General features: G+C 62.0%; 23 protein-coding genes. 16 read left to right on the plus strand and 7 right to left on the minus strand.

Features of this window, described 5'->3' with window-relative positions; translation table 11 throughout:
* Positions 1 to 100: 100 nt before the first annotated feature.
* Genes hpaE through SB765_RS12365 form a run of 3 tightly spaced genes read right to left on the minus strand, consistent with a single transcriptional unit; the run spans position 101 to position 3,001 of the window.
* Positions 101 to 1,561 (minus strand): 5-carboxymethyl-2-hydroxymuconate semialdehyde dehydrogenase, encoded by a 1,461-nt coding sequence (hpaE, locus tag SB765_RS12355; RefSeq protein WP_410931421.1) that lies wholly within the window; start codon positions 1,559 to 1,561, stop codon positions 101 to 103.
* Between the two features lie 5 nt (positions 1,562 to 1,566).
* Positions 1,567 to 2,331: a fumarylacetoacetate hydrolase family protein gene (locus tag SB765_RS12360; RefSeq protein ID WP_410931397.1), complete on the minus strand. Its 765-nt coding sequence runs from the start codon at positions 2,329 to 2,331 to the stop codon at positions 1,567 to 1,569.
* Positions 2,332 to 2,341: 10 nt separating this feature from the next.
* A complete protein-coding gene (locus SB765_RS12365) occupies positions 2,342 to 3,001 on the minus strand; it encodes a fumarylacetoacetate hydrolase family protein (protein ID WP_086975724.1) in 660 nt (219 codons plus the stop codon).
* 171 nt (positions 3,002 to 3,172) lie between these two features.
* Here SB765_RS12365 and hpaA point away from each other — a divergent pair, with 171 nt between their 5' ends.
* Both hpaA and hpaR read left to right on the plus strand, forming a co-directional pair.
* Positions 3,173 to 4,078, plus strand: coding sequence for a 4-hydroxyphenylacetate catabolism regulatory protein HpaA (gene hpaA / locus SB765_RS12370; protein WP_016499001.1), 906 nt, complete (start codon positions 3,173 to 3,175; stop codon positions 4,076 to 4,078).
* Between the two features lie 156 nt (positions 4,079 to 4,234).
* On the plus strand, positions 4,235 to 4,657 hold the full coding sequence (hpaR, locus tag SB765_RS12375; RefSeq protein ID WP_016499002.1) for a homoprotocatechuate degradation operon regulator HpaR: 423 nt from the start codon (positions 4,235 to 4,237) through the stop codon (positions 4,655 to 4,657).
* 161 nt (positions 4,658 to 4,818) lie between these two features.
* Here hpaR and SB765_RS12380 read toward each other — a convergent pair whose 3' ends face one another.
* Positions 4,819 to 5,907 (minus strand): asparaginase, encoded by a 1,089-nt coding sequence (locus SB765_RS12380; RefSeq protein WP_016499003.1) that lies wholly within the window; start codon positions 5,905 to 5,907, stop codon positions 4,819 to 4,821.
* A gap of 405 nt (positions 5,908 to 6,312) precedes the next feature.
* Between SB765_RS12380 and SB765_RS12385 the strand changes: the two genes are divergently transcribed.
* From SB765_RS12385 to SB765_RS12415, 7 genes are all read left to right on the plus strand, one after another.
* Complete coding sequence (locus tag SB765_RS12385) at positions 6,313 to 7,272, plus strand: sugar ABC transporter substrate-binding protein (protein ID WP_341796088.1); 960 nt, start codon at positions 6,313 to 6,315, stop codon at positions 7,270 to 7,272.
* 20 nt (positions 7,273 to 7,292) lie between these two features.
* Positions 7,293 to 8,846, plus strand: coding sequence for a sugar ABC transporter ATP-binding protein (locus SB765_RS12390; protein ID WP_341796087.1), 1,554 nt, complete (start codon positions 7,293 to 7,295; stop codon positions 8,844 to 8,846).
* On the plus strand, positions 8,843 to 9,838 hold the full coding sequence (locus SB765_RS12395) for an ABC transporter permease (protein ID WP_341796086.1): 996 nt from the start codon (positions 8,843 to 8,845) through the stop codon (positions 9,836 to 9,838). The genes SB765_RS12390 and SB765_RS12395 overlap by 4 nt, the downstream gene beginning before the upstream one ends.
* 4 nt (positions 9,839 to 9,842) lie before the next feature.
* On the plus strand, positions 9,843 to 10,865 hold the full coding sequence (locus SB765_RS12400) for a LacI family DNA-binding transcriptional regulator (protein ID WP_043199738.1): 1,023 nt from the start codon (positions 9,843 to 9,845) through the stop codon (positions 10,863 to 10,865).
* A 15-nt stretch (positions 10,866 to 10,880) separates the two neighbouring features.
* On the plus strand, positions 10,881 to 11,789 hold the full coding sequence (gene rbsK / locus SB765_RS12405; protein WP_410931398.1) for a ribokinase: 909 nt from the start codon (positions 10,881 to 10,883) through the stop codon (positions 11,787 to 11,789).
* Positions 11,786 to 12,184 (plus strand): D-ribose pyranase, encoded by a 399-nt coding sequence (gene rbsD / locus SB765_RS12410; RefSeq protein WP_028613275.1) that lies wholly within the window; start codon positions 11,786 to 11,788, stop codon positions 12,182 to 12,184. The genes rbsK and rbsD overlap by 4 nt, the downstream gene beginning before the upstream one ends.
* A 113-nt stretch (positions 12,185 to 12,297) precedes the next feature.
* The gene (locus tag SB765_RS12415; protein WP_410931399.1) at positions 12,298 to 13,299 is read left to right on the plus strand and encodes a nucleoside hydrolase; all 1,002 of its coding nucleotides are present in this window, start codon (positions 12,298 to 12,300) and stop codon (positions 13,297 to 13,299) included.
* Here SB765_RS12415 and SB765_RS12420 read toward each other — a convergent pair.
* Positions 13,271 to 13,483, minus strand: coding sequence for a hypothetical protein (locus SB765_RS12420; protein WP_016499011.1), 213 nt, complete (start codon positions 13,481 to 13,483; stop codon positions 13,271 to 13,273). The genes SB765_RS12415 and SB765_RS12420 overlap by 29 nt on opposite strands.
* A 274-nt stretch (positions 13,484 to 13,757) precedes the next feature.
* Here SB765_RS12420 and SB765_RS12425 point away from each other — a divergent pair, with 274 nt between their 5' ends.
* Complete coding sequence (locus tag SB765_RS12425; RefSeq protein ID WP_043199732.1) at positions 13,758 to 14,075, plus strand: I78 family peptidase inhibitor; 318 nt, start codon at positions 13,758 to 13,760, stop codon at positions 14,073 to 14,075.
* Between the two features lie 137 nt (positions 14,076 to 14,212).
* Here SB765_RS12425 and SB765_RS12430 read toward each other — a convergent pair whose 3' ends face one another.
* The gene (locus SB765_RS12430; protein WP_016499013.1) at positions 14,213 to 14,425 is read right to left on the minus strand and encodes a cold-shock protein; all 213 of its coding nucleotides are present in this window, start codon (positions 14,423 to 14,425) and stop codon (positions 14,213 to 14,215) included.
* A 163-nt stretch (positions 14,426 to 14,588) separates the two neighbouring features.
* On the minus strand, positions 14,589 to 14,894 hold the full coding sequence (locus SB765_RS12435; protein WP_016499014.1) for a hypothetical protein: 306 nt from the start codon (positions 14,892 to 14,894) through the stop codon (positions 14,589 to 14,591).
* Positions 14,895 to 15,232: 338 nt separating this feature from the next.
* Between SB765_RS12435 and thrS the strand changes: the two genes are divergently transcribed.
* From thrS to pheT, 6 genes are all read left to right on the plus strand, one after another.
* The gene (gene thrS, locus SB765_RS12440; protein WP_016499015.1) at positions 15,233 to 17,155 is read left to right on the plus strand and encodes a threonine--tRNA ligase; all 1,923 of its coding nucleotides are present in this window, start codon (positions 15,233 to 15,235) and stop codon (positions 17,153 to 17,155) included.
* Complete coding sequence (gene infC / locus SB765_RS12445) at positions 17,155 to 17,706, plus strand: translation initiation factor IF-3 (protein ID WP_016499016.1); 552 nt, start codon at positions 17,155 to 17,157, stop codon at positions 17,704 to 17,706. Before thrS ends, infC begins: the two co-directional genes overlap by 1 nt.
* 61 nt (positions 17,707 to 17,767) lie before the next feature.
* The gene (gene rpmI / locus SB765_RS12450) at positions 17,768 to 17,962 is read left to right on the plus strand and encodes a 50S ribosomal protein L35 (protein ID WP_003250667.1); all 195 of its coding nucleotides are present in this window, start codon (positions 17,768 to 17,770) and stop codon (positions 17,960 to 17,962) included.
* Positions 17,963 to 17,989: 27 nt separating this feature from the next.
* Positions 17,990 to 18,346, plus strand: coding sequence for a 50S ribosomal protein L20 (gene rplT, locus SB765_RS12455; protein ID WP_009394046.1), 357 nt, complete (start codon positions 17,990 to 17,992; stop codon positions 18,344 to 18,346).
* A 109-nt stretch (positions 18,347 to 18,455) separates the two neighbouring features.
* Entirely contained in the window at positions 18,456 to 19,472 is a 1,017-nt protein-coding gene (gene pheS / locus SB765_RS12460; protein WP_016487883.1) for a phenylalanine--tRNA ligase subunit alpha, read from the plus strand.
* A 31-nt stretch (positions 19,473 to 19,503) separates the two neighbouring features.
* Positions 19,504 to 21,897, plus strand: coding sequence for a phenylalanine--tRNA ligase subunit beta (pheT, locus tag SB765_RS12465; protein WP_410931400.1), 2,394 nt, complete (start codon positions 19,504 to 19,506; stop codon positions 21,895 to 21,897).
* The last annotated feature ends 2 nt before the right edge of the window (positions 21,898 to 21,899 follow it).

Genomic DNA, 21,899 nt, shown 5'->3' on the forward strand with positions numbered 1-21,899 from the left:
CTGGCGATATCTGCGGCGAGGCTGAAATCCAGGGGCCGCTGCGCGCCCCATCGCGGCACAAGGCCGCTCCTACAGGGACGGTGTAAAACCGCACAGAGGGTTAAATGCCCCAGCGAGGAATGTGGTGGTTACCCATGGAAATACACACGTTCTTGATCTCTGCAAAGACCTCGAAGCTGTACTGCCCACCTTCACGCCCGGTACCGGAACCTTTCACGCCGCCGAACGGCTGGCGCAGGTCGCGTACGTTCTGGCTGTTGATGAACACCATACCGGCCTCGATGCCACGGGCCAGGCGATGGGCTTTGCCGATGTCCTGGGTCCAGATGTACGAGGCCAGGCCATACTCGGTGTCGTTGGCCAGTTGCAGCGCCTCGGCTTCGTCCTTGAACGGGATCAGGCACACCACAGGGCCAAAGATTTCTTCCTGGGCAATACGCATCTTGTTGTTCACGTCGGCGAACACGGTGGGCTGGATGAACTGCCCCTTGGCCAGGTGCGCAGGCAGGTTGGCCGGGCGCTCCAGGCCCCCGGCGACCAGGCGTGCACCTTCTTCGATGCCAATGCGGATGTACCCGGTGACCTTGTCATAGTGCTGCTGGGTGATCATCGAACCGACCTGGGTTTTCGGGTCGGTCGGGTCACCTACGATCAGGCGCTTGGCGCGCGCCGCAAACTCGGCGACAAACTGCGGGTACACGCTTTCCTGGATGAAGATGCGGCTGCCGGCGGTGCAGCGCTCGCCGTTCAGCGAGAAGATGGTGAACAGCGCGGCGTCCAGCGCACGTTCCAGGTCGGCGTCCTCGAAGATCAGCACGGGCGACTTGCCGCCCAGTTCCATCGAGTACTTTTTAAGGCCCGCGGTCTGCATGATCTTCTTACCGGTGGCGGTACCGCCGGTGAAGGAAATGGCGCGCACATCGGGGTGGCGGACAAGTGCATCGCCGGCGGTAGCGCCGTAACCCTGGATCACGTTCAGCACCCCATTGGGGATGCCGGCTTCTACCGCCAGGCGGCCCAGTTCGTTGGCGGTCAGAGGCGACAGCTCACTCATCTTCAGCACGGCGGTGTTGCCCAGCGCCAGGCACGGCGCAGTCTTCCAGGTAGCCGTCATGAACGGCACGTTCCATGGGCTTACCAGGCCGCACACACCCACCGGCTGGTACAGGGTGTAGTTGAGCATCTGGTCGTCGACCGGGTAGGTGTGGCCATCCATGCGCGTGCACACTTCGGCGAAGAAGTCGAAGTTGTGCGAGGCACGCGGGATCAGCACGTTCTTGGTCTGGTGGATCGGCAGGCCGGTGTCGAGGGTTTCCAGCTCGGCCAGTTTCGGCACGTTCTGCTCGATCAGCTCACCCAGCTTGCGCATCAGCCGGGCACGTTCCTTGGCTGGGGTGTTGGCCCACTTGGGGAAGGCTTCCTTGGCCGCAGCCACCGCCTGGGCCACTTCCTCGGCGCCACCGCTGGCGACTTCACAGATGGCGTCGCCGGTGGCCGGGTTGTAGTTGATGAAGGTGTCTTTGCTCTCGACCTCACGGCCGTTGATCCAGTGCTTGATCATGCTGCTCATGCCTTGTTGTTCTTGAAGAAGTCAGCTTCGCTGACGATACGGTTGACCAGGCGACCGACGCCTTCCACTTCCACCACCACTTGATCGCCCGGCACCACATCGGCCAGGCCTTCTGGCGTACCGGTGGCGATCATGTCGCCCGGTTGCAGGGTCATGAAGCTGGAGAAATATTCGATGAGGTGCGGGATGTCGAAGATCATGTCCGCCGTGGTGCCTTCCTGCTTCAGCTCACCGTTGATCCAGGTACGCAGCTTCAGGTTGCTGACGTCTGGCACATCGGCCGCATCGACGATCCATGGGCCGACCGGGGTGGTGGCGTCGCGGTTTTTCACCCGCAGGTTGGGGCGGTAGTAGTTTTCCAGGTAGTCGCGGATGGCGTAGTCGTTGCACACGGTGTAGCCGGCAACGTAGGCCAGGGCGTCCTCGCGCTTGACGTTTTTCGCCGCTTTGCCGATCACCGCCACCAGCTCGCACTCGTAGTGCATGTAGCCGACGTTGTCCGGGCGCCAGGTGACCTGGTTGTGGCCGGTGTAGGTGCCTGGCGACTTGATGAAAGCCAACGGTTCGGTGGGCGGCGCGAAGGCCAGCTCCTTGGCGTGGTCGGCGTAGTTCAGGCCCAGGGCGAACATGCTGCCGGTGGCGGGTGGCAGCCAGGTGACCTGGTCCTGATGGACCAGGCGGCCGTCGGCAAGGCGCAGGTGATCGTCTTCGACCGTGACATCGTGGGCCTGGCCGTCGAACTGGATACGGGCGTGTTTCACAGGTAATTCCTCACTCGGCGACGATGTGGTTGGTCAGCTTGCCCAGGCCGTCGATCTCGATGTCGACGCGGTCACCTGGCTGTACATCGACGCGGCCCTCGGGGGTTCCGGTGATCAGGATGTCGCCGGCGTGCAGGGTCATGAACTCGCTGATTTCGGCAATCAGCTGCGCCACCGTGCGTACGCAGTTGGCGGTGTTGTTGTGCTGGCGCAGTTCGCCGTTCACATACAGGCGCAGGCCCAGGGCATCGGGGTTGGCCACTTGGCTGGCGGGCACCAGTTCAGGGCCGACCGGGCAAAAACCATCACGGCACTTGGCCTTGACTGCAGGGCGGTAGTAGCTGTCTTCGGGCAGGCTCACTTCGTTGACGATGGTGTAGCCCGCCACATGCTCCAAGGCATCGGCCACGCTGACGCGGCTGGCGTCCTTGCCAATCACCACTCCCAGCGCCGGGCCGGGTTGCACGCGCTGCACGCCGGCCGGGAACACCACCTGGCCTTCATGCTGGTTGCGGGTGTTCGGGGTCTTGACGAACAGCACCGGCTTGACCGGCAGTTGCTTGTACGGTGCTTCCACGAACGCCGCTCGGTGCTGCTGCAGCAAACCCTGGTAGTTCAGCGCGACGCCGAACAGGGTGCCGCTGGCAACGTCATGCAGGGCATGGCTCATGCTCTTCTCCTGGCAGTGCAGGGCGGTGGCCGTCCTGCGGATTTCGTTAATGTGTTAATGTTATAGTTAATATGTTAACGATGGTCAAGGGGTGGCCAGTGGCGCCTGCCGGCAAGGCAAGGCACCATGGGCCATCGTCAACAGGGTAAAGCGATTTGCGAGCAAGCAGCCATGAGCGACCGGCATCCGATACCGAACATCAACATTGGCCAGGTCTACGACCAGCGCTACAGCGACAGCGAGGTGCATTACGACCGGCTGGGCAACCTGGCGGGCTTTTTCGGGCGCAACATGCCGGTGCACCGGCATGACCGGTTTTTCCAGGTGCATTACGTGAAGTCGGGCACAGTCCGGGTGTATCTGGATGACCAGCAGTACATCGAGGCCGGGCCGATGTTCTTCCTCACGCCACCCACGGTGGCGCACGCGTTCGTCACCGAAGCTGACAGCGACGGGCATGTGCTGACGGTGCGCCAGCAACTGGTGTGGCAATTGATCGAAGCCGATGCCAGCCTGCTGCCGGCGGGCATGCAGGTGCAGCCAGCCTGTGTGGCGCTGGGCAACCTGCCGGCTGAATACAAGGCCGAGGCGCAGCGCCTGCAAGGCTGGCTGGACGCGTTGAGTGACGAGTTTGCCACGCAGCAACCGGGTCGCGAGGCGGCGTTGCAGTCGCTGACCCGCCTGATCATGATCAGCCTGCTGCGGCTGTGCCCCAACTCGCTGGAATCGACCCCGGCGCGGCATGAAGACCTGAAGATCTTCCACCGTTTCAATGCCCTGATCGAAGCGCATTACCTTGAGCATTGGCCGCTGGCCCGCTACGCGCAGCAGATTGGCGTGACCGAGGCACGGCTGAACGATGTGTGCCGGCGCATCGCCGACTTGCCATCCAAGCGCCTGGTGCTGGAACGGCTGATGCAGGAGGCCAAGCGTTTGCTGTTGTTTTCCGGCAGCACGGCCAACGAAATCTGTTACCAGCTCGGCTTCAAGGACCCGGCCTATTTCAGCCGCTTCTTCAACCGCTACGCCAAGCTCACACCCGGGGAGTACCGCCAGCGGCAGGCAGAATTGCAGTGAAATGGCCATGGCGGCTCACCCGGGTGCTGTTGTTGTTTACAGCGGATGGTCGCAGCCCGCGCGCCGGGCTTGAATGGGTTTTCCGTGGAACAGATTGCACTTTCCATCGTGCATGCCCTTAAATTCGTGAATTGAGAAAAAGCCACAGGTTTGACCATGACCAAGACGCAACCTTCGCTCACGCTAAGCCTGTTGCAGGCCCGAGAAGCCGCGATGGCATTTTTCAGGCCGCTGTTGAACCAGCACGACCTGACCGAGCAGCAATGGCGGGTAATCCGCATCCTCAAGCAGCACGGCGAGCTGGAGAATTACCAGTTGGCGGAACTGGCCTGCATCCTCAAGCCGAGCATGACCGGGGTACTGGGGCGCCTGGAGCGAGACGGGCTGGTGCGGCGGCAGAAGGCCGCGCAGGACCAGCGACGGGTGTTCGTCAGCCTGACCGAAGGCGGGGAGGCGTGCTTTGCCTCGATGAAGGAAGGCATGGAGGCCAACTACCAGAAGATTCAGGCGCAGTTTGGTGAAGAGAAGCTGCAGCAGCTGATGGGGTTGTTGAATGACCTGAAGCGCATCGCGCCATAACGTTCTTCAGGCCTTGTGCGAGCTTCTGTAGGAGCAGCCTTGTGCCGCGAAAGGGCTGCGCAGCAGCCCCGGCGATTTCTGCGGCGAAGCTCAAATCCTGGGGCCGCTACGCCGCCCATTCGCGGCGCAAGGCCGCTCCTACAGGGGGCGCGGCGAGGTACTCAGTACTCCCAGAAAATTCGCTGCAGCTCTTTGCTGTCCTGGGTCTTGGTCATGGCGACCATCGCCAGAATCCGCGCCTTCTGCGGGTTCAGGTCGTGGGCCACGACCCAGTCGTTCTTGTCATCCGGCTGTTCGGCGTTGCGCAGCACGAAACCACCCTGGTTGACGTGCGACGAGCGGATGATCTGCACGCCGTTCTTGCGCAGTTCCTGCAACGCCGGCACCACCCGCGACGACACCGAACCGTTGCCGGTACCGGCATGGATCAGCGCCTTGGCACCGTTCTGCGCCAGTGCCTTGTAGGCGGTGTCGGTCACGTTGCCATAGCCATAGGCAATGTCCACCTGTGGCAGGCTGCTGATCTGCTTGATGTCGAACTCGGAATTGACCGTGTGGCGCTTGGCCGGCAGGCGGAACCAGTAGGATTTGCCTTCCACCACCATGCCCATCGGGCCCCAGGCGCTCTTGAAGGCTTCGGTCTTGATGTTGACCGACTTGCTCACGTCACGGCCCGACTGGATCTCGTCGTTCATGGTCACCAGTACGCCCTTGCCGCGCGACTGCTTGTCGCCGGCCACGGCCACGGCGTTGTACAGGTTGAGCATGCCGTCGGCAGACATGGCGGTGCCCGGGCGCATCGAGCCGACCACCACGATTGGCTTGTCGGTCTTTTCCACCAGGTTGAGGAAGTAGGCGGTTTCTTCGAGGGTGTCGGTGCCGTGGGTAATGACGATGCCGTCGACGTCCTTGCTCTCGGCCAGTTCGGCAACCCGCTTGCCGAGCTTGAGCAAGTCCTCGTTGGTGATGCTTTCAGAGGCGATCTGCATCACTTGCTCGCCGCGTACGTTGGCGATGTCGGCCAGTTCCGGCACGCCGGCAATCAGCTTGTCGATGCCCAGCTTGGCAGCCTGGTAGGTGGCGCTGTTGGCCGCGCTGGCACCGGCGCCGGCAATGGTACCGCCAGTGGCGAGGATGACCACGTTGGCCAGCTTCTGCTGGTTTTCGGCTTCTTTGGCAGAGGCGGTGGTTGGCAGGATCAGCAGCAGGGCGAGTGCGCTGGGGGCGAAGGTTTTAAGTGCGGCATTCATCGTTATTGTTCTCTCTCTTCCTAGTGAGATAGTTATTGAGTCGCGCAGGGCTACAGGCATGTTTCATACCAGCTTGCGTGGACGGCTTTTTGTGGGAGCGGCCTAGTGTCGCGAAAGGGGCGCGCAGCGGCCCCGGATTTCGGCGTTACAGCACGCATCGCCCGGGCCGCTTTGCGACCCTTCACGGCACAAGGCCGCTCCTACAAGGGGCAGTGTTCCATTCGCAATTCCGAACAAGCATAGGAAAAGGTGTTCGGTTTTCCGGAAAAATCTGCATAATCGGCCACAGCAGTGCTTGGCCTCCGACAGCCAAACGGATTTGACAAACAGCAGTCCTGTTTCCATAGTTAGTCAACGCAAACGTTTGCGATCCGATAAAAAACACAAGATTCGGAGTCATCGTCCATGAAACTGCCGTTCCCCGGTCGTCTGCTGGCCCTCGCTGTCGTTTCCTCCCTTTCCCTCGCCCTGCCATTGTCTGCCGCCCACGCAGAAGACAAGCCCAAGGTCGCCCTGGTGATGAAGTCACTGGCCAACGAATTCTTCCGCACCATGGAAGACGGCGCCAAGGACTACCAGAAAACCCACGCCAACGAATTCAACCTGGTCGCCAACGGCATCAAGAACGAGACCGACACTGGCGAACAGATTCGCATCGTCGAGCAGATGATCAATGCCGGCGCCAAGGCGCTGGTGATTGCCCCGGCTGATTCCAAGGCGCTGGTGTCGGTGGTGAAGAAGGCCATGGACCAGGGCGTGGTGGTGATCAACATCGACAACCGCCTGGACCCTGATCTGCTGAAGAGCAAAAACATCAGCGTGCCGTTCGTTGGCCCTGACAACCGCAAAGGCGCGCGCCTGGTCGGTGACTACCTGGCCAACGAGAAGCTCAAGGCCGGCGACCAGGTGGGCATCATCGAAGGGGTGCCGACCACCACCAACGCCCAGCAGCGCACCGCCGGCTTCAAGGACGCCATGGATGCCGCGCAGATGAAAATCGTCTCGGTACAAAGCGGCAATTGGGAAATCGACAAAGGCAACGCCGTCGCCGCCGCCATGCTCAACGAATACCCCGAGCTGAAAGCCTTGCTGGCCGGCAACGACAGCATGGCGCTGGGCGCCGTATCTGCCGTGCGCGCCGCCGGCAAGACCGGCCAGGTGCAAGTGGTGGGCTATGACAACATCAACGCCATCAAGCCGATGCTTGCCGATGGTCGCGTGCTTGCCACCCTCGATCAGGCCGCCAGCCAGCAGGCGGTGTACGGCATCCAGGCTGCGCTGAAAATGGTCAAGGGCGAGAAACCTGATGTGGATGCCGACAACGTCATCCAGACCCCGGTCGAACTCATCACCAAGAAGCCCTGACGCTGCCAGGAGAAACGGCCATGCCTGCATCGGCCAACGAAGTGGTGCTCGCCGCCAGCGGCCTGGGCAAGACCTACGCCCAGCCCGTGCTCGGCGAGGTCAGCCTGAACCTGCGGGCCGGCGAAGTGCTGGCCCTGACCGGCGAGAACGGCGCGGGCAAGAGTACGTTGTCCAAGCTCATCAGCGGCCTGGAGGTGCCCACCACCGGGCACATGACCTACCGCGGCCAAGCCTACGCGCCCGGCAGCCGCAGCGAGGCCGAGCGCCTTGGGGTGCGCATGGTGATGCAGGAGCTGAACCTGCTGCCGACGCTGACCGTGGCGGAAAACCTGTTTCTCGACAACCTGCCCAGCCGTTTCGGCTGGATCAGCCACAAGCGCCTGCGCCAGCTGGCCACCGCCGCCATGGCGCAGGTCGGGCTCGATGCCATCGACCCGGATACCCCGGTGGGCGAACTGGGCATTGGCCATCAGCAGATGGTCGAGATTGCCCGCAACCTGATCGGCGACTGCCATGTGCTGATCTTCGATGAGCCCACCGCGATGCTCACCGCGCGCGAGGTGGAGCTGCTGTTCACCCAGATCGAGCGCCTGCGCCAGCGTGGCGTGGCCATCGTCTACATTTCCCACCGCCTGGAAGAACTGCAGCGTGTTGCACAGCGCATCGTCGTGCTGCGCGACGGCAAGCTGGTGTGCGACGAGCCAATCCAGCGCTACAGCAGTGCCGAACTGGTCAACCTGATGGTCGGCCGCGAGCTGGGCGAACATATCGACCTGGGCCGCCGGCAGATCGGCGCGCCGTTGCTCAAGGTCGACAAGCTCAGCCGTGCTGACAAGGTGCGCGAGGTGTCGTTTGAGGTCAGGGCAGGGGAGATCTTCGGCATTTCCGGCCTGATTGGTGCCGGCCGTACCGAGCTGTTGCGGCTGATCTACGGCGCCGACCGTGCCGACAGTGGCAGCATCGCGCTCGGCCAACCCCTACAAACCGTCACCATCGACTCGCCCAAGGCGGCCGTAAAGGCGGGTATCGCGCTGATTACCGAAGACCGCAAAGGCGAGGGCCTGCTGCTGACGCAGTCGATCAGCGCCAACATCGCCTTGGGCAACCTGGGCGCGGTGTCACGCGCTGGCGTGCTTGACGGCCAGGCAGAGCAGGCCTTGGCCGAGCGCCAGATCCAGGCCATGCGCATTCGCAGTGCCGGCGCCCACCAGGTTGTGGGCGAGCTGTCTGGCGGCAACCAGCAGAAGGTGGTGATTGGCCGCTGGCTGGAGCGCGACTGCCAAGTGCTGCTGTTCGACGAGCCCACCCGAGGCATCGACGTGGGTGCCAAGTTCGACATCTATGGCCTGCTGGCCGAACTGGCGCGCCAGGGCAAGGCGCTGGTGGTGGTGTCCAGCGACCTGCGCGAGCTGATGCTGATCTGCGACCGCATCGCCGTGCTGTCGGCCGGTCGCCTGATCGACACCTTCGAGCGTGATCATTGGAGCCAGGACCAGCTGCTGGCCGCAGCCTTTGCCGGTTATCAGAAACGTGACGCACTGCTGCACGATGCAGCCCCCAGGATGGACGCATGAAAACCACCCCGCTCGATAGCCAACGCGCCGCCCCTGTGCGCCGCAGTGGCACCTACTTTGGCCTGGGCACCTACCTGGGCCTGGCTGGCGCCTTGCTGGCGATGATTGTGTTGTTCTCGTTCCTCAGCAGCCACTTCTGGTCCTACAACACCTTCAGTACCTTGGCCAACCAGATCCCCGACCTGATGGTGCTGGCGGTGGGCATGACCTTTGTCCTGATCATCGGCGGCATCGACCTGTCGGTGGGCTCGGTGCTGGCCCTGGCGGCTTCTGCCGTGAGTGTGGCCATCCTCGGCTGGGGCTGGGACGCGCTGCCGTCGGCGCTGCTGGGCATGGCCGTGGCCGCACTGGCCGGCAGCATTACCGGCGGCGTTACGGTGGCCTGGCGTATTCCGTCGTTCATCGTCTCGCTTGGCGTGCTGGAAATGGCCCGCGGCCTGGCCTACCAGTTCACCGACTCGCGCACCGCCTATATCGGCGATGCCTATGCGTGGTTTTCCAACCCGGTTGCCTTTGGTATTTCGCCAGCGTTCATCATTGCCTTGCTGGTGATCGTACTGGCCCATCTGGTGCTGACCCGCACGGTGTTCGGCCGCTACCTGATCGGCATTGGTACCAACGAAGAGGCCGTGCGCCTGGCAGGTATCGACCCGCGCCCGTACAAAGTGCTGGTATTTGCCCTGATGGGGCTGCTCGCAGGCTTGGCTGCGCTGTTCCAGATATCGCGCCTGGAGGCGGCCGACCCCAATGCCGGCTCCGGCCTGGAGCTGCAGGTGATCGCCGCCGTGGTGATCGGCGGTACCAGCCTGATGGGTGGGCGTGGCTCGGTCATCAGCACCTTCTTTGGCGTATTGATCATCTCCGTACTGGCCGCCGGGCTGGCTCAGATTGGCGCCAGCGAGCCGACCAAACGCATCATCACCGGGGCGGTGATCGTCATCGCCGTGGTGCTCGACACTTACCGCAGCCGGCGTGCAGCCCGGCGGAACTGACAATATGGCAACCATCAAAGACGTCGCGGCACTGGCGGGCATTTCCTACACGACCGTGTCCCATGTACTGAACAAGACCCGACCGGTGAGCGAACACGTGCGGCAGAAGGTTGAAGCCGCCATTATCGAGCTGGACTACGTGCCCAGCGCGGTGGCGCGCTCACTAAAGGCGCGCAGCACGGCCACCATCGGCCTGCTGGTGCCCAACAGCGTCAACCCGTACTTCGCCGAGCTGGCGCGGGGCATTGAAGACGCCTGTGAGCGCAACGGCTACTGTGTGATTTTGTGCAACTCCGATGACAACCCACAGAAGCAGCGCAGTTACCTGCGCGTGCTGCTGGAAAAGCGTATCGATGGCCTGGTGGTGGCCTCGGTGGGCCAGGACAGCGACCTGCTGCAAAGCCTGGCCTGCGTACGCACGCCGATGGTTATCGTCGACCGTGAACTGGAAGGCGTCGATGCCGACCTGGTGCGCATCGACCACGAGCAAGGCGCCTACCTGGCCACCCAGCATCTGCTGGAGCTTGGCCACCGCGATGTCGCCTATATTGGTGGCCCCGCCGAAACCGGGGTTACCCAGCTGCGCCTGAACGGCTTCCGCCGTGCCATGGCCGAGGTCGGCGTGCCGGTGCTGGGCAGCCGTGTGCTGCACTGCGACTTCACCAGCCCGGGTGGGCATGCCGCAGCAGCGCAGGTGCTGGAGGGCAAGCGGCCCACGGCGATTTTTGCCGGCAACGACATGATCGGTTTCGGCGTGCTGCGTGCTGCGGCCGAACGCAATATCAGCGTGCCCGGCGAGCTGTCGGTGATCGGCTTCGACGACATCGAGCTGAGCCGCTACGTGTATCCGCCGTTGACCACCGTGGGCCAGTCGATTCGCGAGCTGGGCGAGAGCGCCGCCTCACTGTTGCTGACACGTATAGGAACACCCCGGCAAGGCGCGGCGGAGCAACGCATTGTTGCCCCGCGCATCGTGCTGCGTGAGTCCACCGGGCCGCGCCCGGACTTGTTCAACGATTACCGCTAACGCTAAGGAAACGTCATGAATGCCAAGGTTGTGGTGGTCGGCAGCCTCAATATGGACCTGGTGGCCCGCGCCCAGCGCCTGCCCCGGGCCGGCGAAACACTCCCCGGCGAAAGCTTTTTGACCGTGCCGGGCGGCAAAGGCGCCAACCAGGCCGTGGCGGTGGCGCGGCTCGGCGGGAGCGTGGCAATGATCGGCAATGTGGGTGACGATGACTATGGCCGGCAACTGCACCGGGCCCTGTATGTCGAGGGCATCGATTGCCAGGGCGTCAGCACCTGCCCAGGGGTGTCCAGCGGTGTGGCACTGATTACCGTGGATGCTGCCAGCCAGAACTGCATCGTCATCATTCCTGGCGGCAACGGCCTGCTGACGCCGCAGTCGGTACAGCGCTTCGATGCCTTGTTACAGGCTGCCGAGGTGGTCATCTGCCAGCTGGAAGTGCCGGCCGACACCGTGGCCTGGACCCTGACGAGGGCGCGTGAACTGGGCAAACAGGTGATCCTGAACCCGGCGCCGGCCACCGGCCCCTTGCCGGCGGACTGGTTTGCGCGCATCGATTACCTCACGCCTAACGAAAGCGAGGCCGAAGCCCTGACCGGGGTGGCAGTCACCGACCAAGACAGTGCCCGGCGTGCTGGCGAGCGCTTGCTACAGCTGGGGGCGGGTAAAGTGATCATCACCCTGGGGGCCCAAGGGGCCTTGCTGATTACTGCGCAGGGCCATCAGCACTATCCGGCGCTTGTGGTGCAACCGCTGGACACCACCGCTGCTGGCGATACCTTCATTGGTGGCTTTGCTGCCGGCCTGGTGCGGGGGTTGGAGGAGGGCGAGGCCATTGCCTTTGGCCAGCGTGCCGCCGCCTTGTCGGTTACCCGTGCCGGTGCCCAGCCGTCCATTCCCTACTTGGCGGAGCTGACACCATGAAGAAAACCCCATTGCTGAACGTTGCCTTGTCGCGGGTCATTGCCGGCATGGGGCATGGCGATATCCTGGTGATCGGCGATGCCGGGCTGCCGGTGCCGCCGGGCGTGGAGCTGATCGACCTGGCCATTACCCCCGGTCTGCCGGATTTCGCCAGCGTGTTGCGGGTAGTGCTGAGCGAGTTGCAGGTAGAACGGCATGTGCTGGCTGAAGAAATGCAGAAAGTGGTGCCGCCCGGGCTGGTCGAGATTGAGCGGTTAAAGGGGAAGCTGGGCAAGCGCGAATGGCTTAGCCATGAAGATTTCAAGGTGCTGTCGCGCAGTGCCCGCGCGGTGGTGCGTACCGGTGAATGCCAGCCTTACAGCAACATCGCCCTCATCTCCGGCGTGACTTTCTGACAGCCACCGCGCTTTTTGTAGGAGCGGCCTTGCGCCCCATCGCGGCACAAGGCCGCTCCTAAAGGGGACTGCGGTGTGTTTGTGTCCTGTGTTCTGGCAACAAGGAGTGCCCCATGCTCAAACCCCTGCTACAAGGAATCGCTTTCATGGCCACAGCCACCACCCTCCAGGCGGCCCCCATCGACTTGATCATCGACACCGACCCCGGCGCCGACGACGTGGTCGCGCTGTTCCTGGCCATGGCCTCGCCTGACGAGCTCAATATCCGTGCCATCACCACCGTGGCCGGCAACGTGCGCCTGGATAAAACCTCGCGCAACGCCCGCCTGGCCCGCGAATGGGCGGGGCGCGAAGACATCCCGGTGTACGCCGGCGCCGGCCGCCCACTGGTGCGCGCGCCGATCTACGCCGCCGACGTTCATGGCGAAGAAGGCCTTACCGGTGTGCCGGTGCACGAGCCCAAAACGCCTCTGGCCCAAGGCAATGCCGTGCAATACCTGGTCGACACCCTGGGCACGGCCAGGCCGCACAGCATCACCGTCGCCATGCTTGGCCCGCAAACCAACCTGGCCCTGGCGTTGATCCAGCGCCCGGACATCGCCCAGGGCATCAAGGAGGTGGTGGTCATGGGCGGCGCCCACTTCAATGGCGGCAACATCACCCCGGCAGCGGAATTCAACCTCTACGCAGACCCGCATGCCGCCGAAGTGGTGCTGGCCAGCGGTGTACCACTCATCTACCTGCCGCTGGACGTCACCCACAAGCTGCTGACCAGCGACGCCCGCCTGAAACAATTGGCAGCCGTGAACAATCAGGCCAGCAAGCGCGTGGTCGATATCCTCAATGCCTACAGCACCCACGACATGGACCTGTACGGCATGCCCGGCGGCCCGGTGCATGACGCCAGCGTCATTGCCTACCTGTTGAAGCCCGAGCTGTTCAGCGGCCGACGCATCCATATGAGCATCGACAGCCGCGAAGGCCCGACCTTCGGCCAGACCATTGCCGACTGGTACGGCGTACTCAAGCAGCCGGCGAATGTGCTGTGGGTAGAGCAGGGCGATGCCCAGGGGCTGTTCGACCTGCTCAGCGCACGTCTGGCGCGATTGGAATAGCCGCGTGCGGCGCGTAGCGCTCGAACACCTGATCGATGAAGCTGCGTGCCGCCTCGGCGCCGTTGTCCCGTACCAACAGGTCGATGGCGATCAACAGCAATTCTTCCGGTGTGCCAGGGCTGTACGCGCTCTGGCCCTCGGCCCATTTGACCTTGATGTCGGCATCGATGCTGTGGGTACTCATGAAAAGCTCTCGCTGGGGGCCCGGAACGAAGGGGGAACACCTGACCCTGGTGCTCGATGGAGGCGGGATGCGCTCCACTTCTTGCAGCAAATCATGGCTTTGCGCCAGTGACCGTGCGCGCTAAGCATATGGCAAACGCAGGGGGTTGTGCAAAATCCGGTCACGATTGCTTTTCGCCTCGGTGCTAGAGTTCAGGCAGACTTGACCGGTTTTGCAACGAATACTGAGCGGAGCTGTCGGAACAGACAGTTCCCGGACCCATTTAGGAGGCTTCATGTTCCGTACCCGTGCTTACCTGGCAACCCTGGCGGTGGCTGCTGTCCTGGCTGGTTGCAGCACAGGTGGCAACGCTGGTGGCGATGCGCCGGCCGCATCGGCTGGCAACGATGGCCGCTGCGAAGCCAGCGGCGCCGATTTTGCCATTGGCAAACCAGGCAGCGCCGAGCTGCTGGAGCAGGCGCGCAAGGCCAGTGGCTCGCAGACAGCACGCATCCTCAAACCGCACGATGTAGTAACCCTGGAATACCGCTCCGACCGCCTGAACCTGAACGTGGACGAGCAAGGCAAGGTAACCCGCGTCAACTGCGGTTGATGCAGCTCCAAAGGCCCATGCGGTCCCTGTAGGAGCGGCCTCGTGCCGCGAAAGGGCCGCAAAGAGCAGCGTATACCGCCTGGTAAGCGCCCATAAAAAAACCCGCCACAAGGGCGGGTTTTTTCACAGCTTCCGAATTACTCCGGACGAACCTGAGCAGCCTGCATGCCCTTCTGACCGCGCTCGGCGACGAAGGAAACTTGCTGACCTTCTTTCAGGCTCTTGAAGCCGTCGGATTCGATGGCCTTGAAGTGAACGAACAGGTCGTCGCCGCCGCCTTGTGGGGTGATGAAGCCGAAGCCTTTCTCATCATTGAACCATTTGACGGTGCCGGTTTGGCGATTGGACATGGGATGAATCTCCAGAAACTTGAAATTTTTCGAAGTGCCTAGACGCCTGAGCTGTCTGGCACAGATGACATCATAGTCTAATTCTGCGGAAGTAGCGCCTTTTACCTTCACCGGATGTTGATCCAGCGCAAAATAATGGTCAGCCACCACCGCCTTTAAGGTTTCAGCGCTTCGGTGCGCAGGCCTGTTGCACCACGGTCTGGGCCTTCTGCATCAGCTTGGCGTCAACGCCATCCTTGCTGTCCAGGTCGGCAATCTCGGCGTCGGTGAAATTCTTTTTGATCGCTTGTGCGCCGCAATCGCAGTGTTTTTTCGCGGTGGCAGCGTCAACGCCCTGGCTGCCGGCCACTTGCGTGCACTGGGCGGTGTAGGCGGCCTCCTTCCCGGCTGGGAAGTTGCCGGCGTTCGCAGCCACGGGCAGCAGCAGGGCGCCAGCGGCCGCCAGGGCCAGAAGAGACGGAACTCGCATAACCAGTTACTCCTTGGGTTAAGGTCTCATCAAGAGTAGGTTGCTTCCCAAAGTCTGAGCGGTATTTTTCCGCGTTAGTTCACCGCTGCGGTTCAATTTCCAAATATTTCTGCCTGGGGTACAACCCGCGTGCTAGCATGCTCGGCTTGTGGTCGCGCCTGTGCCGGCTGCAGCTATCTTTTTTCTTTCCAGTCACTCTGGTTCGTCCCTTGCAAGCCGAAAGGCTTCTGCCACTGTGAGGCAGGCTTCCTTATAAAGGAGGGCAGGTCGGATCTTGTACTGGCTCATCCCAACCCACGTGACCTTTGGTAGGGGTCACCACTAGGAGAGGAGGCGCCATGCCCACTATTACTCTTCCCGATGGCAGTCAACGTTCGTTTGATCACGCCGTATCCGTAGCCGACGTTGCCGCTTCCATCGGCGCCGGCCTGGCCAAGGCCACCGTCGCCGGCAAGGTCGACGGCAAACTGGTCGATGCTTGCGACCTGATCAGTCACGACGCCACCCTGCAGATCATCACCCCTAAAGATGAAGAGGGACTGGAGATCATCCGTCACTCGTGCGCCCACCTGGTCGGCCACGCCGTGAAGCAGCTGTACCCGACCGCCAAGATGGTGATCGGCCCGGTTATCGACGAAGGCTTCTATTACGACATCGCCTACGAGCGCCCCTTCACCCCTGAAGACATGGCCGCCATCGAAAAGCGCATGATGGAGCTGATCGAGAAAGACTACGACGTGGTCAAGAAAGTGACCCCGCGCGCCGAAGTCATCGACGTGTTCAAGGCCCGTGGCGAAGACTACAAGCTGCGCCTGGTCGAAGACATGCCGGATGAGCAGGCCATGGGCCTGTACTACCACGAAGAATACGTCGACATGTGCCGCGGCCCGCACGTGCCGAACACTCGCTTCCTCAAGGCATTCAAGCTGACCAAGCTGTCCGGTGCCTACTGGCGCGGTGATGCCAAGAACGAGCAGCTGCAGCGCGTGTACGGCACTGCCTGGGCCGACAAGAAGCAGCTGGCTGCCTACGTTCAGCGCATCGAAGAAGCCGAAAAGCGCGACCACCGCAAGATCGGCAAGCAGCTCGACCTGTTCCACCTGCAGGAAGAAGCCCCGGGCATGGTGTTCTGGCACGCCAACGGCTGGACCGTGTACCAGGTACTCGAGCAGTACATGCGTCAGGTTCAACGCGCCAACGGCTACCTGGAAATCAAGACCCCGCAGGTTGTCGACCGCATTCTCTGGGAGCGTTCCGGCCACTGGTCCAACTACGCCGAGAACATGTTCACCACTTCGTCGGAAAGCCGTGACTACGCGGTAAAACCGATGAACTGCCCGTGCCACGTGCAGGTGTTCAACCAGGGCCTGAAAAGCTACCGCGACCTGCCGCTGCGCCTGGCCGAGTTCGGTGCCTGCCACCGTAACGAGCCGTCCGGCGCCCTGCACGGCATCATGCGTGTGCGTGGCTTCGTACAGGATGACGCGCACATCTTCTGCACCGAAGAACAGGTGAAGAAAGAAGCCGCCGACTTCATCAAGCTGACCCTGGATGTTTACAAGGACTTCGGCTTCAGCGACATCGCCATGAAGCTGTCCACTCGTCCGGCCAAGCGTGTTGGTTCCGAAGAGCTGTGGGACCGTGCCGAAAGCGCACTGGCCGACGCCCTGAACGAATCGGGCCTTGAGTGGGAATACCAGCCAGGCGAGGGCGCCTTCTACGGCCCGAAAATCGAGTTTACCCTGCGCGACTGCCTCGGCCGTAACTGGCAGTGTGGTACCCTGCAGTACGACCCGAACCTGCCAGAGCGTCTGGACGCCAGCTACATCGCCGAAGACAACAGCCGTGTTCGCCCGGTCATGCTGCACCGTGCCATCCTCGGTTCGTTCGAGCGCTTCATCGGCATGCTGATCGAGCACTACGCTGGCGTGTTCCCGGCGTGGCTGGCGCCGACCCAGGCGGTGATCATGAATATCACCGACAAACAGGCCGATTTCGCCCTCGAGGTTGAGAAATCTCTGAACGGTAGCGGTTTCCGTGCCAAGTCGGACTTGAGAAATGAGAAGATCGGCTTTAAAATCCGCGAGCATACTTTGCTCAAGGTCCCGTACCTTTTGGTTATAGGGGATCGCGAAGTCGAAACGCAGACCGTTGCAGTGCGTACTCGCGAAGGCGCAGACCTGGGCTCCATGCCCGTCGCCCAATTCGCTGAGCTTCTGACACAAGCGGTTTCCCGGCGTGGTCGCCAAGAATCGGAGTAATGACTATTAAGCGTGAAATGAGAAACGATAAGCGTGCTGTACCGAAGGCCCCGATCAACGAGAATATCTCGGCCCGCGAGGTTCGGTTAATTGGCGCAGACGGCGAGCAGGTTGGCATCGTCTCGATTGATGAAGCGCTGCGTATCGCTGATGAAGCGAAGCTGGATCTGGTAGAAATCTCTGCAGACGCGGTACCACCGGTCTGCAAGGTCATGGACTACGGCAAGCACCTCTTCGAGAAGAAGAAGCAGGCCAACGAAGCCAAGAAAAACCAGAAGCAGATCCAGATCAAAGAAATCAAGTTTCGTCCAGGGACGGAGGATGGGGATTACCAGGTAAAACTACGCAACCTGGTACGTTTCCTTACCGATGGGGACAAGGCCAAGATCTCTCTGAGATTCCGTGGTCGTGAGATGGCCCACCAGGAGCTGGGCATGGAGCTGTTGAAGCGGGTTGAAGCTGACCTGCTTGAATACGGCACCGTTGAGCAGCATCCGAAGATGGAAGGACGCCAGCTTATGATGGTCATCGCCCCCAAAAAGAAGAAGTAATCTCCCGGGCACGGCAGGCCTGATGATTATTGTGTAATTTTTTTCGAATGCGGAGTTCAACATGCCAAAAATGAAAACCAAGAGCGGTGCTGCGAAGCGCTTCCTGAAGACAGCTTCGGGCTTCAAGCACAAGCACGCTTTCAAGAGCCACATCCTGACCAAAATGTCGACCAAGCGTAAGCGTCAACTGCGCGGTGCCAGCTTGCTGCACCCGTCTGACGTGGCAAAAGTCGAGCGCATGCTGCGCGTTCGTTAATTCTGGTTAAGATAGAGGAAGTTACTCATGGCTCGTGTTAAGCGTGGCGTCATCGCTCGTAAGCGTCACAAGAAAATTCTGAAACTGGCTAAAGGTTACTACGGTGCACGCTCGCGCGTATTCCGCGTAGCCAAGCAAGCGGTCATCAAGGCAGGCCAATACGCCTACCGCGACCGTCGCCAGAAGAAGCGTCAGTTCCGCGCACTGTGGATCGCTCGTATCAACGCCGGTGCCCGCAACAACGGTCTGTCCTACAGCCGTCTGATTGCTGGCCTGAAAAAGGCTTCGATCGAAATCGACCGTAAGGTTCTGGCCGATCTGGCAGTGAACGAAAAAGCGGCGTTTGCTGCGATTGTCGAGAAAGCTAAAGCCGTTCTGGCTTAAGTACCCGCGACAATCACCCGGCGGCGCTAGCGCCGTCGGGCATTGAACGTCATCGATAGGGGAAGAGCCTTCAAAGCTCTTCCCCTATTTTCGTATCTGGAGTCTGTACATGGAAAACCTGGATGCGCTGGTCTCCCAAGCCCTAGAGGCCGTGGAGCGCGCTGAAGACATCAATGCCCTGGAACAGATCCGGGTTAATTATCTCGGCAAGAAGGGCGAGCTGACCCAGGTGATGAAGACCCTGGGCAACCTGCCAGCCGAAGAGCGGCCGAAAGTCGGCGCGCTGATCAACGACGCCAAAGAGCGCGTCACCGTTGTGCTCAATGCCCGCAAGGCCGCCTTTGAAGAAGCCGAGCTCAGCGCTCGCCTGGCTGCCGAATGCATTGATGTCACCCTGCCAGGCCGCGGCCAGGCCACCGGTGGCTTGCACCCGATCACCCGTACACTCGAGCGCATCGAGCAGTTCTTCACCCACATCGGCTACGGCATTGCCGAAGGCCCAGAGGTCGAAGACGACTACCACAACTTCGAAGCGCTCAACATCCCCGGCCACCACCCGGCCCGGGCGATGCACGACACCTTCTACTTCAATGCCAACATGCTGCTGCGTACCCACACCTCGCCGGTGCAGGTGCGGACCATGGAGTCCACCCAGCCGCCCATCCGCATTGTGTGCCCGGGCCGCGTATACCGCTGCGACTCGGATATCACCCACTCGCCGATGTTCCACCAGGTCGAAGGCCTGCTGATCGATCGCGATATCAACTTCGCCGACCTCAAGGGCACCATCGAAGAATTCCTGCGGGTGTTCTTCGAAAAAGAACTGGCGGTGCGTTTCCGCCCATCGTTCTTCCCCTTCACCGAGCCGTCCGCCGAAGTCGACATCCAGTGCGTGATGTGTTCCGGCAACGGCTGCCGCGTGTGCAAGCAGACCGGCTGGCTGGAAGTGATGGGCTGCGGCATGGTGCACCCGAGCGTGCTGCGCATGTCCGGCATCGACCCTGAAGAGTTCCAGGGCTTCGCCTTCGGCATGGGCGCCGAGCGCCTGGCCATGCTGCGCTATGGCGTCAACGATTTGCGTCTGTTCTTCGACAACGACCTGCGGTTCCTTGCCCAATTCCGCTAGGCCCAATCGACGCACATTCTAGGAGAACAGCATGAAATTCAGTGAACAGTGGCTGCGCGGTTGGGTAAACCCGCAAGTCTCCCGTGACGAACTGGTCGCCCGCCTGTCCATGGCCGGCCTCGAAGTCGACAGCGTTACCCCCGCTGCCGGCCAGTTCAGCGGCATTGTGGTAGGCGAAATCCTCGCCACCGAACAGCACCCGGACGCCGACAAGCTGCGCGTGTGCCAGGTGACCAACGGCCAGGAAACCTTCCAGGTCGTGTGCGGCGCGCCTAACGCCCGCCCAGGCATCAAGATCCCGTTCGCCATGATCGGTGCCGAGCTGTCTGGCGACTTCAAGATCAAAAAGGCCAAGCTGCGCGGCGTCGAGTCCTTCGGCATGCTGTGCTCGGCGGCCGAGCTGGAAATCAGCGAAGAGAACGACGGCCTGCTGGAACTGGCGGCTGACGCCCCGGTTGGCGAAAACATTCGCACCTACCTGAGCCTGGACGACGCCAGCATCGAAATCGGCCTCACGCCGAACCGTGGTGACTGCCTGTCCATCGCCGGCCTGGCCCGTGACGTCAGCGCGCTGTACGACACCCCGGTCACCCGCCCGGTGGTGCCTGCCGTAGCGCCTGCCCACGACGAAGTGCGCCCGGTCGAAGTCAGCGCCCCGGCGGCCTGCCCACGCTACCTGGGCCGCGTTATCCGTAACGTCGACCTCAGCAAGCCGACCCCACTGTGGATGGTCGAACGCCTGCGCCGCAGCGACGTGCGCAGCATCGACGCCGCCGTCGACATCACCAACTACGTGATGCTCGAACTCGGCCAGCCGATGCACGCCTTTGACCTGGCAGAAATCAACGGCGGCATCCGCGTACGCATGGCTGAAGAGGGCGAAAAGCTCGTCTTGCTCGACGGCCAGGAAGTTGCCCTGCGTGCCGACACCCTGGTCATCGCCGACCACACCCGCGCCCTGGCCATCGCCGGCGTCATGGGTGGCGAGCACAGCGGTGTGAACACCGAAAAAACCCGCGACCTGTTCCTGGAAAGCGCCTTCTTCGAGCCGATTTCCGTCGCCGGTAAAGCCCGTTCCTACGGCTTGCACACCGATGCCTCGCACCGCTACGAGCGCGGCGTTGACTCGCAGCTGGCCCGCGAAGCCATCGAGCGCGCCACCCAGCTGCTGCTGGACATCGTCGGTGGCGAAGCCGGCCCGGTGGTCGAAGCTGTCAGCGAGCAACACCTGCCAAAAGTGGCTCCCGTCACCCTGCGCGCCGAACGCATTACCCAGATGCTCGGCATGGAAATGGACCCAGCCCAGGTCGAGCAACTGCTCAACGCCCTGGAGCTGACCACGACCAAGAGTGGCGGCTCTGAAGGTGTAGCGCAGTGGACCGTCAACGTCCCAAGCCACCGCTTCGACATCAGCCTGGAAGTGGACCTGATCGAAGAGCTGGCCCGCCTGTACGGCTACAACAACCTGCCGGTTCGCTACCCGCAAGCCCGCCTGGCCCCACAGGGCAAGCCGGAAACCCGCGGTGACCTGCCAACCCTGCGTCGCCTGCTGGTTGCCCGCGGCTACCAGGAAGCCATCACCTACAGCTTCATCGACCCGAAACTGTTCGAACTGTTCAGTCCGGGCGTAGAGCCGCTGCTGCTGGCCAACCCCATCTCCAGCGACATGGCCGCCATGCGTGCATCCCTGTGGCCGGGCCTGGTCAAGGCACTGCAGCACAACCTGAACCGCCAGCAAGACCGCGTGCGCCTGTTCGAAAGCGGCCTGCGCTTCGTCGGCCAACTGGGTGACCTGCAGCAACAGCCGATGATCGCCGGCGTCATCACCGGCAGCCGCCTGCCAGAAGGCTGGGCCAACGGCCGCGACGGCGTCGACTTCTTCGACGTAAAAGCCGACGTCGAAGCCTTGCTGGGCTACTCCGGCGCCCTGAGCGATTTCACCTTCAGCGCCGGCAAACACCCAGCCCTGCACCCAGGCCAAACCGCCGCCATCGAGCGCGACGGCAAACTGGTCGGCTACCTCGGCGCCATCCACCCAGAGCTGGCCAAAGCCCTGGGCCTGGACCGCCCGGTGTTCCTGTTCGAGTTGGTGCTGGGCGACGTGGTCGAAGGCCGCCTGCCGAAATTCAGCGAGCTGTCCAAGTTCCCGGAAACCCGTCGTGACCTGGCTTTGATTGCAGGACGTGATGTAGCTTCTAGCGCGGTGCTTGAATTAATTCGTGACAATGCAGGCGAATGGCTCACAGACCTCAGGCTGTTTGATGTCTACCAAGGTAAAGGCATTGATCCTGATAGAAAAAGCCTTGCCGTTGGCTTGACCTGGCAGCATCCATCGCGCACTCTTAACGACGATGAGGTGAACACTACCCTGCAAAACATCCTCACCTCGCTCGAACAAAGGTTGAACACCACGTTAAGGAAATAACG

The sequence above is a fragment of the Pseudomonas sp. SIMBA_067 genome, assembly GCF_046534675.1.
Taxonomy (GTDB): domain Bacteria; phylum Pseudomonadota; class Gammaproteobacteria; order Pseudomonadales; family Pseudomonadaceae; genus Aquipseudomonas; species Aquipseudomonas putida.